We start from the raw sequence: 11,238 nt of genomic DNA, 5'->3' as shown, positions 1-11,238 counted from the left end.
GGTCAGCGTACGGTCAGAGCGGGATGTTGCCGTGGGCTCCCCGGGCCGGGATGGCCTCGGCGATGGCGCGGGCGATGGCGCCACGGGTGCCGGTGGGGGAGATGACCTCGTCGACGACGCCGAGTTCGCGCGCCCGGTGGAGGCCGCCCGCGATCTTCTCGTGCTCGGCGGCGAGCTGGGTCTCGAGCGCGGGCCGCTCCTCCTCGGGAACCGCCGCGAGCGTACGCCGGTGCAGGATGCGCACCGCCGCGACCGCGCCCATGACGGCGAGCTCGGCCGTCGGCCAGGCGAAGACCCGGGTGGCCCCGAGCGAACGGGAGTTCATCGCGATGTAGGCGCCGCCGTAGGCCTTGTGGGTGACCAGCGTCACCCGGGGCACGGTGGCCTCGGCGAAGGCGTGCAGGAGCTTGGCGCCACGCCGTACGACACCGCCGTGCTCCTGGCCGACCCCCGGAAGATAACCGGGGACGTCCACCAGCACGACAAGAGGCACCCCGAACGCGTCGCACATGCGCACGAACCTGGCGGCCTTCTCGGCGGAGGCGGCGTCGAGGCAGCCGCCGAGCCGCAGCGGGTTGTTGGCGATGAGGCCGACCGTACGGCCGCCGAGCCGCCCGAGCGCGGTGACGATGTTCGGCGCCCACTTGGGGTGCAGTTCCACGAGCCCGTCGGGGTCGTCGACCATTCCCTTGACCAGCGGCTTGACGTTGTAGGCCCGGCGGGCGTTCTCGGGCAGCAGCCCGGAGAAGTCGGCCTCGGTCACCGACTCGGGGCGGAGTCGGCCCTGGTGGCCGAGCAGCAGCGCGATGCGGCGGGCCGAGGCGATGGCCTCGGCGTCGTCCGTGGCGACGACGTGCACGACGCCGGACTTCTTCGAGTGCGGCTCGGGACCGCCGAGCGAGGCCATGTCGATCTCCTCACCGGTGACCGACCGCACGACGTCGGGCCCGGTGACGAAGATCTTCCCGTCCTGGGACAGGATGACGATGTCGGTCAGCGCGGGGCCGTAGGCGGCGCCACCCGCCGCCGCGCCGAGCACGACGGAGATCTGCGGCACCACACCGGACGCCCGTGTCATCGCGGCGAAGACCAGCCCGACCGCGTGCAACGACTCGACGCCCTCGGCCAGCCGCGCGCCGCCCGAGTGCCACAGCCCGATGACGGGCAGCCGCTCGCGGATCGCGTGGTCGTAGGCGTGCACGATGGCCTCGCAGCCCGCCGTGCCCATCGCCCCGCCCTGGATACGCGGGTCGCTCGCGAACGCCACCACCGGCAGGCCGTCGATACGGCCGACCCCGGCGAGGGCACCGCTCTTGTCGTCCTCGTCGGTGAGCGGGCGGAGGCTGCCGTCGTCGAAGAGCGCCGCGAGCCGGACCCGGGGGTCCCGTGGGTCGGGCGCCTGTTCGGCGGCCGGGGCCGCCGGGCCGCGGACGCCGGTGTCGAGCACGGTCACGTCAGCTGGCTCCTCACGCTAGACGGCGCGTTGGAAGGCGACGGCGACGTTGTGTCCGCCGAAGCCGAACGAGTTGTTCAGGGCCGCGATGGGACCGTCCGGAAGCCGGCGCGGTTCACCCTGTGCGATGTCGAGGTCGACGGCGTCGTCGAGGTTCTCGAGGTTGGCGGTCGCGGGCACCACGCCCTCGTGCAGTGCGAGGACGGTGATGAGCGACTCGAGCGCGCCGGCGCCGCCGAGCAGGTGCCCGGTCATCGACTTGGTGCCGGTGATGAGCACCTTGGCGGCGGCCTTGGGGCCGAGTGCCTCCTTGAGGGCGATGATCTCGGCCACGTCGCCCTGTGGAGTCGAGGTGGCGTGCGCGTTGACGTGCGCGATCTGCTCGGGTACCAGCCCGGAGTTCACCAGGGCCCGGCGGATCGCGGCGGCCGCCCCGGCACCGGTCGGGTCGGGCTGCACGATGTCGTGACCGTCGGAGGAGTAGCCGGCGCCGGCGACGATGGCGTAGATCCGCGCGCCGCGCGCCCGCGCGTGCTCCTCGGACTCGAGGATCAGGGTCGCGGCGCCCTCGCCGATGACGAACCCGTCGCGGTTCTTGTCGTAGGGGCGCGACGCGCGCTCGGGCTCGTCGTTGCGGGTCGACATGGCGCGCATCGAGGAGAACGCGGCCATGTTGAACGGGTGGATGGTGGCCTCGGTGCCGCCCGCGATGACGACGTCGGCCCGGCCGCTGCGGATCATGTCGATGGCGTAGCCGACGCCCTCGGCGCTGGAGGCGCACGCGCTCACCAGGGCGTGCGCGCCGGCCTTGGCGCCGAACTCGATGCTGACGTGCCCGACGGGGCCGTTCGGCATCAGCATCGGCACGGTGAAGGGAGACGTCCGCTTCCAGCCCGTCTTCTGGTAGGCGCGGTAGCCGTCGAGCGCGGTGATGAGACCGCCGATGCCGCTCGACACGACGGCGCCGAGCCGCTCGGGGTCGGGCTCGAAGCCCTCGCCCGGTTCGGCCTTCCCGGCGATGTCGCGGGGGGCGAACCCGGCGTCGCGCCAGGCCTCGTGCGAGGCGATCAACGCGAACGCCTGGCTGCGGTCGAGTCGGCGCAGCCGGTGCTTGGGCATGACCTCTTCCGGCTCGACCGCGATGGTCGCGGCGAACCGGGTGGGCAGCTCTTCGATGCCCTCCCAGTCGAGCGTGCGTACCCCGGATCTGCCGGCGAGCAGGGCAGACCAGGTCGACGCGACGTCTCCGCCGAGCGGCGTCGTGGCGCCGATGCCGGTGACGACGACCGTGCCGCTTCCAAAGCCCTGACCGGAACCGGTCCCGGCAGTGGCCTGGCCAATGCTCATGATGCTGTCTCCTCGATCAAGCGGGGGATGAGCGGCGCGCCGCACGCCGTTGGGCGACGCGCCACGACACCACTCAGGACTTGAGGTCCTTGAAACCCTGGACGAAGCCGATGACGTCCTTGACGGTCTTGAGGTTCCGGAGCTCGTCGTCGGGGATCTCGACGCCGAACTTGTCCTGAGCCGCCACCGCGATCTCGACCATCGACAGCGAGTCGATGTCGAGGTCGTCGATGAAGTTCTTCTCCGGGGTGACCTCGGCCGCCGGAATGCCGACGATCTCCTCGATGATCTCGCCGAGGCCGGTCAAGATCTCCTGTTCGGTGGCTGCCATGTTCGAAATTCTCCTCACTGGTGGACGCAGGCCCTGTGGATATGGATATGGGGCCTACGGGATCTGAATGACCTGGGCAGCGTAGGTGAGCCCGGCACCGAACCCGATCAGCAGGGCAGGTGCACCGGACGGAACGTCCCCACGCTCGATCATGCGGGACAGTGCCATCGGGATCGAGGCGGCCGACGTGTTGCCGGCGGTCACGATGTCGTTGGCGATCACGGCGTTGGACGCCTTGAGCTTGCGCGCTATCGCCTCGACGATGCGCAGGTTGGCCTGGTGCGGAACGAACGCGGCCAGTTCCTCGGGGGCGACGCCGGCGCGGTCGCAGGCCTCCTTGGCCACCGGGTGCAGGGCGGTCGTCGCCCAGCGGAACACCGCCTGGCCCTCCTGGTGGAGGAACGACTGCCGGTCGGAAATGATGATCTTGTCATAGTGCTCGCCCGCGCTGCCCCAGACCACCGGGCCGACGCCGGGGGCGTCGGAGCCGGTGACGACCGCCGCGCCGGCGCCGTCGGCGAAGATGATGCAGGTCGCGCGGTCGGTCCAGTCGATCCACTGTGACAGCTTCTCGGCACCGATGACCAGGGCGTTCCGCGCGGAGCCCGCGCGGACCGAGTCGGACGCGCTGGCCAGGGCGTAGCAGAACCCGGCACAGGCGGCGTTGACGTCGTAGGCGCCCGGAGCGTGGATGCCGAGGTGGTGCGCCACGGAGGCCGAGACGTTCGGGATCGTGGTCTCGGGGGTGCAGGTCGCCACGATGACCAGGTCGATGTCCTCGGCCGACAGTCCGCTGCCCGCCAGGGCCTTGCCCCCGGCGTGCACGGCGATGTCGAGCAGGCTCTCGTCGGGGCCGGCGATGCGGCGCTCGGCGATGCCCACCCGGCTGCGGATCCACTCGTCGTTGGTCTCGACCATCTGGGCCAGGTCGGCGTTGGTGACCACCTTGGCCGGCTGGTAGTCGCCGAAGGCGAGGATCCGCGCCCCCGGCACTCCCGCCGGAAGTGTGAAGTTGCTCATGATTCCTCCCCCTGGCTCATCGGTCCGCCGGTCAATGTCCGCCGCCGTGCTCGGCCATCAGCGCGCGGGCCTTGTCGAGGTCTTCGGGTTTCTTGACGGCGAGGACCTCGACGCCGCTGAGTTCGCGGCGGGCCAGCCCGACGAGCGTGCCCGCCGGAGGCAGCTCGATGATGGCGGTCACGCCGAGCTCGGTCATGGTCCGCATGCAGGCGTCCCACCGAACCGGGGAGCTGACCTGATCGACGAGGCGGGCGACGTAGTCGGCCCCCGCGTCGACGACGGCGCCGTCCCGGTTCGACAGCAGCCCGGTGACCGGGTCGGCCACCGGCATGCCCGGTGTGATCCGCCGCAGCGTGTCGACCGCCGGGGCCATGTGCTGGGTGTGGAACGCGCCGGCCACCTGCAGCGGCCGCAGCCGTGCCTTCTCCGGCGGCTCCTCGGCGAACGCCGCGAGCTGCTCCATCGTGCCCGCGGCGACGACCTGGCCGGCGCCGTTGATGTTGGCCGGGGTCAGGTCGTGCTTGGCGATGGCGGTGAGCACCTCGTCGGGATCACCGCCGAGCACGGCGGTCATGCCCGTGGGCGCCTGCTTCGCCGCCTCTGCCATCGCCCGGCCGCGCTCCCGTACGAGCACGAGAGCGGCCTCCGGGGAGAGCACCCCGGCCATCGCCGCGGCGGCCAGCTCGCCGACGCTGTGCCCGGCGACCGCGCCGGGCCTCGTGTCGGGCCCCGTGCCGGCCGCTTCCTTGCGGGGGCCCAGGTCGACGCCCAGCGCCTCGGCCGCGGCCAGCGCGGCCGCCACGAGAAGCGGCTGGGCCACGGCGGTGTCGCGGATCTCGTCGGCGTCGGCCTCGGTGCCGTAGCGCGCCAGATCGAGCCCGGTCACCGCCGACCACCACGCGAGCCGGTCGGCGAAACCCGGCACCTCCAGCCATGGCAGGAGAAATCCGGGCGTCTGGGCACCCTGTCCGGGCGCGGCGATGAGGAGCACGTGTCCAACCCTGCACTGTAGAGGTTCGACACGTAGATGCCGATCAGCACGAACTTTGACGGGGGGGCTTTGTACGACACCTACAAGCCCGGTGAACGCGATATTTCGGCGGTCGGGTTCAGGTAAAGAGCTCGTCCTCATGCCCCACCGGGCCGGGTCTCCGACCGGGCGGCGAACCGGCCGAGAGCCAGGGCGATGCGCAGAGTGAAGGCCGCGCGCCCGTCGGTGGGCACGAGTCCGGTCAGTTCGGTGACCCGGCGCAGCCGGTAGCGCACGGTGTTGGGGTGGACGAACAGCAGGCGCGCGGTGGCCTCCAGCGACGAACCCTGCTCGAGGTAGGTGGTCAGCGTGTCGAGCAGCGGGGCGCCGGCCGCGCACATCGGTTCGTACACCTGCTCCACCAGGTAGTGGCGGGCCTCGTCGTCGCCGTCGAGGGCGCGCTCGGGCAGCAGGTCCGAGGCCAGCACCGGGCGCGGTGCGTCGGGCCACGCGGTCGCCGCCTGCAGCCCGGCGAGGGCCGCGCGGGCCGACGCGGTGGCGCCGTACAGGTCGGGGACCTGCTGGCCCACGACCACGGGGCCGGGACCGCACTTCGCGGCGATCGGCCGGGCCGCCTCGAGCGGGTCGTCGGCGCCGCCGACGATCGCGATGACCCGGTGCCCCTGCACGCCCGTCAGCACGTCGACCCTGGCGCGCCGGGCGGCCACCTGGATCTGGTCGATGATGGCCTCGGACTCCTCCTCGGGGGTGTGCCCGGCGACCACCACGACCGGCTTGGACGACCAGCCGAGCGCCGCCGCCCACGAGTGCAGGCTGTTGTCCACCTCGCCGCGCAGGAGCGAGTCGACGATGAGGGCCTCGAGCCGGGCGTCCCAGGCACCGCGGGTCTCGGCGGCCCGCGCGTAGACCGCCGCGGCGCCGAAGGCCACCTCGCGGGTGTAGCGCAGGATGGCCTCGCGCAGCTGCGTCTCACCGCCGGGCGCGGCGAGCTCGTCCAGCCGGCTCTCGACCGTGTCGATGATGACGCGCACCATCTCGACCGTGTGCTGCAGCCGTACGGCCCGCATCAGCTCGCGCGGAGCGGTGCCGAACACCTCGCCGGCGATGGCGGGGCGGGTCTTCTCGGCGTTCTTGAACCACTCGACGAACGCGGCGATGCCGGCCTGCGCGACCAGCCCGATCCAGGACCGGTGCTCGGCGGGCATCCGGCGGAACCAGGGGAGTTGTTCCTCCATCCGGGCGAGGGCGGCAGTGCCGAAGCTGCTCATCGCCTCCTCGAGATGTTTGGTCGTCTGCTCCCGGATCGCCGCGTCGCTGGTGCTGTCCACGTACTCAAGAGTGCCATCTCGGAGGTGATGCTCCATGCTTCCCCGACGTGGCAGGCCTGTGGTTTACGTCAAGATCGGAGCGGTGGGGCATTTCGCGTGCGGCGGGCGTACGGTCGGCGGTAGGGCGTACGGTCTAGGTGTGGATCCGGTCGAGGCGCTGCGCCGCATCGCGTTCCTGCTCGAGCGCGCGCTCGAGGCGACGTACCGCGTGCGAACGTTCCGGTCGGCCGCCGAACTGGTCGAACGGCTGCCGCCCGGCGAGCTCGCCCGGCGGGCGCGGCAGGGCACGCTGACCGACCTGCCGGGGATAGGCAAGGTGACCGCCACGGTCATCGAGGAGGCGCTTCGCGGCGAGGTGCCGGTCTACCTGCGCCGGCTCGAGGCGACCGAGGACACGCCCCTGGAGGAGGCCGCGGCGGCACTGCGGTCCGCGCTCCGCGGCGATCTGCACACCCACTCCGACTGGAGCGACGGCGGCAGCCCCATCAGGGAGATGGCCGAGGCGGCCCGCGAGATCGGGCACGAGTACATCGCGCTCACCGACCACTCGCCCCGGCTGACCGTGGCGAACGGGCTGTCGGCGCAGCGGCTGCGCGAGCAGCTCGAGGTCGTCGACCGGCTGAACGCCGAACTGGCGCCGTTCCGCATTCTCACCGGCATCGAGGTGGACATCCTCGAGGACGGCACGCTCGACCAGGAGCCCGAGCTGCTCGACCGGCTCGACGTGGTGGTGGCGAGCGTGCACTCCAAGCTGCGGATGCCGCGGGCCGAGATGACCCGCCGGATGGTGACCGCGGTGATGAACCCGTTGGTCGACGTGCTCGGGCACTGCACCGGACGGATCGTGCGGGCCGGCGGCCGCCGGGGCGGGCTGCGGCCCGAGTCGGAGTTCGACGCCGACCTGGTGTTCGCGGCGTGCGAGGCCGGCGACGTCGCGGTCGAGGTCAACTCCCGGCCCGAGCGGCTCGACCCGCCCAAGCGGCTGCTGCGGCTGGCGGTCGAGGCGGGCTGCCGGGTGTCCATCGACTCCGACGCGCACGCGCCGGGTCAGCTGGACTGGCAGCCGTACGGATGTGAACGCGCGGCCCGATGCGGCGTGCCGGCCGACCGGGTGGTCAACGCGATGACCGCCGACGACCTGCTCGCCTGGACACGTTCCTGACGCCGTCCCGGAACACCGGCGGCGCGCTCGCCCGGAGCTCCTCGACGACGGCGTAGAGACGGTCGGCGCGGTTCACGTGCGACGATGGACGCCGGTACCGACGATCAGACCGAATCCGGTGGGGCGAATCCGGGGACCGGCGTGCTACCGGCAGTATGGCGGCGTGAAGATCCTGACCACGCAACGCCTCTCCCTGGTTCCGTGGCAGCCCTCGCATCTCGACGAACTGGGCGGGCTGGCCGGTGACGAGCGGGTGGTCCGGTTCGTCGGCGACCGCAGACCATGGAGCGCCGCGCTGGTCGAGGCGCGCCACGAAGCCGCACTGGACCACTGGGCTCGTCACGGTTTCGGGTGGCGGGCCGCCCTCGACCACCGCACCGGGGAGTTCACCGGCCTGGCCGCGCTCACGCACAGAGAGCCCGACGAATTCGAGATCGGCGTGCCCGCGATCGAACTCGGCTGGTGGATCGTGCCGTCCCTGTGGGGCCGCGGCCTCGCCTCCGAGGTCGCACATGCCGTCCGTGACGAGGCGTTCCTCGACCACCAGGCCGAACTGGTCCTCACCCGCCATCAGGACGGCAACGCGGCCTCGGCGCGGATCATCGCCAAGCTGGGTCTCGTACATCATCACAGCGCCGAGGACGTGACCCAGGATCATCGGCTCATCCATGTCAACGTCCTCGACCGGCCGGCGTTCCTCGCCGCCCACCCGGCCTACGCCCACCGGACCGTCTGAGGGCCGGTAAGGCGCGCACGTGCCACCGTGCTCATCGGTGGTCCCGGTCGCCGCGTCCCGCGCACTGCGTCCGCCGGACGGGTCGACCGGGACCTCGCACCGTCAGGCCCGGTAGACCGCCCACTGCTGCTGCATCCGGGTGTTCTGTCCGGGCGTGAACTCGTACATGCACGAGTCGTAGGAGTAGTCCATGAAGTTGTGGATCGGGTCGACGCCCGCGGTCTTGCAGGTGTCGCGTCCCGCCGGGCACCCGGAGGCGGGGCTCTTCTCGGCCGGGGTGTCGCTCACGGAGTCTCCGGTGGGGTTACAGCCGCCCTGGAAGGTGTGGTAGAGCCCCATCCAGTGGCCCACCTCGTGCGTCGCGGTGTCGCCCTCGTTGTAGTTGGCGATCGCGCCGCCCGGAAGGCTCTGATAGTGCACCACCACGCCGTCCATCCCGGGCGACCGCGCGTACGAGCTCGGGAACGTAGCCCAGCCGAGCAGGCTGGCGCCGAGGTCGGCGGTGTAGAAGTTCAGGTCCTGAGCGCCGCCCACGTGCAGCGCGGTCTTCATCGCCACCTCGTTGCCCGCCGGGTCGCTGAACCACGCCGGGTTGCTGGTGCGCTTGATCTGGGCCAGCTCAAAGCTCACGCCGCTGCTCGCGAAGGCCTGGTTGAGCACGGTGAGCTGCGTGTTCAGCGTGGTGTCCGGCACGTTGCCCACCGTGCCGTTGGTGATGACGTGGAAGTGCACCCGTACGGTGATGGCTGCGGCGGTGACCGCTCCTGAGGTCCTCGTGCGACTCAGCCGGTCACGGAAGTCCTTCTCCATGGCCGCGCTCTGCGCCTGGGTGGGTTGGTTGCGCTCCACCGCGTGCGCGCCCGCGCGAACCCGGGCGTTCTCGGTCGTGTGGGTGTCGCACAAGGGCGAGGTGACCTTGGCGGCGGGCGATGCGGCGAGGGCGGGCGCGGTCGCGGGGGCGTACGTCACGGCGGCCGCGATCGTGCCAAGCGCGGCCAGCATTCGAACTCGGTTCACGGAACTCCTCGGGGGTTCGGAGCGGGTCTCCGCGGGGCACGGAGGTTCCTCCGCCCTGAGTACATTCCGGTAGTAAAGGGCGACAACGGCAAACATCAACAAAGCAGTCAGGACGTGATCCGCCGGTCAGGCGTCGATCATCGATGGGACGGCGAGCCGTACGCGGAACCCGGCGTACGTCGTGGCGGCCGTCCAGCAGGCCGGGCAGCCGCGATTTCCACCATTGACAGCTTCGACTCTCTCGACTTACCGTCGATCAATTCTGTGAGGCGAGACGGCGTTCTGTTACATGGAACGCCGCCGACCGCCTCTCCCCCTGTAGCCGAGTCCGTACTCACACCACCCCCAGGGAGCATGATGTACAGGAGAGTCATCCCGACCAGGCGAAAGACCGCGCTCGCGCTGCTGGCGACGTGCGCGGTCGCCGCCACGACACTGGGCACCGGCACGTCGGCGAGCGCGGACCGGGACGGCCCGTCCCAACGGGCGGGCTGGAAGCTGCTCTACTCGGAGGACTTCTCGAAGCCGCTGGCCGGCGCCGGCGCCCCATGGGCCAGGGACGCCTACGACGACCCGTTCGACACCGTCATGGACGACGCCGGCGAGGCGTACCGCAACGACTACGGGCCGGCCTGGAAGACCGCGCTCAACTCGTTCGCCACGTACCGCAAGGAGTTCCAGGTCGGCAAGGACGGCTGGCTGACCGCCTCGCTGTCGGCGCGGGACTGGAACAAGGACGGCCAGATCGAGGCTCCGCCGTCCATCACCACCAAGAAGCTGCCGAGCGGCGGGAACGTGGCGGAGCTGAACGTGCCCGACCACACGGGCGGCGCCATCTTCCGGCCGACGAACAAGCTGCCGCAGAAGTACCGCGTCGAGTACAAGCTGAAGACCCTCGACTTCGGCGGCAAGCGCAACGGGTCCATCGAGTACGACGGCCGGATCAACGGCTACAGCAAGGAGGGCTGCAAGACCCAGCACCCGTGGGGTGAGGGGTCGGGCACCCCGGGCTGGAACGGCGACGCGTCCTCGCCGTACTGCGACTGGCAGGACGTACGGGAGGGACCGTACGGCTACAACGGGTTCCACTACATGTCGATCGTGGACTTCGCCGACCCCGCGCCGCGCAACAACCACTTCTGGCACTACCGCCGCAAGGTGCTGATGGACGCGTTCTCCCAGCACCCCGACCGGGTCGGCAGCGGCACCGGCGGCCGGGTCTGCAACTCCGACACCGGGGAGTACTACGACTACAAGGACAGCAACTTCAACACCGTCAACATGTGGATCAGCGGCCTGCCGAACTGGAGGTTCGGCGGGATAACCGGCAACTCCCAGTGGTTCATGACCAGCTGCTCGGGCGGCGTGGCCGAGCAGAAGCTCTCATCGGCGGCCGAGCTGCAGCCCGAGCTCATGCCGAACCAGGACTACACGTTCGCCATCGAGCGGGACGCGACCGGCTACACGCTCGAGACCAGCGGCAACTTCGCCCGCGTCGGTCAGACGACGCTGCGGTTCCACCGGCCCTTCATCGTCGGCAACGCGCCGATCTGGCACTACAACCAGACGCCGGACGAGTACGACGGCCGCTTCAACAACACGCTCGTGCAGAACGGCAAGAACGGCAGCCGCGAGTGGCCCGACCAGTGGCCGGCCGGCTCCGGCTACCCGGACTACTTCGTCATCGGTGACCTCTACACCAACGTGTACGAGGGCAGCGCCAGCCTGACCGACATCCGCCTCTACACACCGAAGAATTAACGCCACCGAACGCGTGAGCCTCTGGAGCACGGCCGTGGCAGTGCTCCAGAGGCTCGTTCGCGTCACGACGCCGGCGCATCCGCCGAACGACG

The 11,238-nt window shown here is 70.9% G+C and carries 10 protein-coding genes; 3 read left to right on the top strand and 7 right to left on the bottom strand.

All coding sequences use genetic code 11. The features are described from left to right. Positions 1-13: 13 nt before the first annotated feature. The 6 genes from HKK74_RS06440 to HKK74_RS06415 form a co-directional block, all read right to left on the bottom strand. Complete coding sequence (locus HKK74_RS06440) at positions 14-1,453, bottom strand: acyl-CoA carboxylase subunit beta (protein WP_187242144.1); 1,440 nt, start codon at positions 1,451-1,453, stop codon at positions 14-16. 18 nt (positions 1,454-1,471) lie between these two features. After that, a complete protein-coding gene (locus HKK74_RS06435; protein ID WP_187242143.1) occupies positions 1,472-2,800 on the bottom strand; it encodes a beta-ketoacyl-[acyl-carrier-protein] synthase family protein in 1,329 nt (442 codons plus the stop codon). A gap of 73 nt (positions 2,801-2,873) precedes the next feature. Further along, positions 2,874-3,131: an acyl carrier protein gene (locus tag HKK74_RS06430; RefSeq protein WP_187242142.1), complete on the bottom strand. Its 258-nt coding sequence runs from the start codon at positions 3,129-3,131 to the stop codon at positions 2,874-2,876. 54 nt (positions 3,132-3,185) lie between these two features. Further along, positions 3,186-4,151 carry a beta-ketoacyl-ACP synthase III gene (locus HKK74_RS06425; protein WP_187242141.1) on the bottom strand — a complete coding sequence of 322 codons (966 nt, stop codon included), beginning with the start codon at positions 4,149-4,151 and terminating at the stop codon, positions 3,186-3,188. 31 nt (positions 4,152-4,182) lie between these two features. Further along, positions 4,183-5,142 (bottom strand): ACP S-malonyltransferase, encoded by a 960-nt coding sequence (locus tag HKK74_RS06420; protein ID WP_187242140.1) that lies wholly within the window; start codon positions 5,140-5,142, stop codon positions 4,183-4,185. Between the two features lie 137 nt (positions 5,143-5,279). Continuing rightward, positions 5,280-6,470 (bottom strand): PucR family transcriptional regulator, encoded by a 1,191-nt coding sequence (locus tag HKK74_RS06415; RefSeq protein ID WP_312881295.1) that lies wholly within the window; start codon positions 6,468-6,470, stop codon positions 5,280-5,282. Positions 6,471-6,609: 139 nt separating this feature from the next. Between HKK74_RS06415 and HKK74_RS06410 the strand changes: the two genes are divergently transcribed. Together HKK74_RS06410 and HKK74_RS06405 are read left to right on the top strand one after the other, a co-directional pair. Next, the gene (locus HKK74_RS06410; RefSeq protein WP_312881293.1) at positions 6,610-7,632 is read left to right on the top strand and encodes a PHP domain-containing protein; all 1,023 of its coding nucleotides are present in this window, start codon (positions 6,610-6,612) and stop codon (positions 7,630-7,632) included. Between the two features lie 163 nt (positions 7,633-7,795). Further along, entirely contained in the window at positions 7,796-8,368 is a 573-nt protein-coding gene (locus tag HKK74_RS06405; protein ID WP_187242138.1) for a GNAT family N-acetyltransferase, read from the top strand. Positions 8,369-8,470: 102 nt separating this feature from the next. Here the strand turns inward: HKK74_RS06405 and HKK74_RS06400 are convergent, their stop codons facing one another. Further along, a complete protein-coding gene (locus HKK74_RS06400) occupies positions 8,471-9,385 on the bottom strand; it encodes a zinc metalloprotease (protein ID WP_222721939.1) in 915 nt (304 codons plus the stop codon). A gap of 357 nt (positions 9,386-9,742) precedes the next feature. Between HKK74_RS06400 and HKK74_RS06395 the strand changes: the two genes are divergently transcribed. Continuing rightward, positions 9,743-11,146 (top strand): hypothetical protein, encoded by a 1,404-nt coding sequence (locus HKK74_RS06395; RefSeq protein WP_222721938.1) that lies wholly within the window; start codon positions 9,743-9,745, stop codon positions 11,144-11,146. Positions 11,147-11,238: the final 92 nt, after the last annotated feature.

It is taken from the genome of Actinomadura alba (assembly GCF_014323705.1).
Classification (GTDB): domain Bacteria; phylum Actinomycetota; class Actinomycetes; order Streptosporangiales; family Streptosporangiaceae; genus Actinomadura_C; species Actinomadura_C alba.
This window is presented reverse-complemented; position numbering and strand designations above follow the sequence as displayed.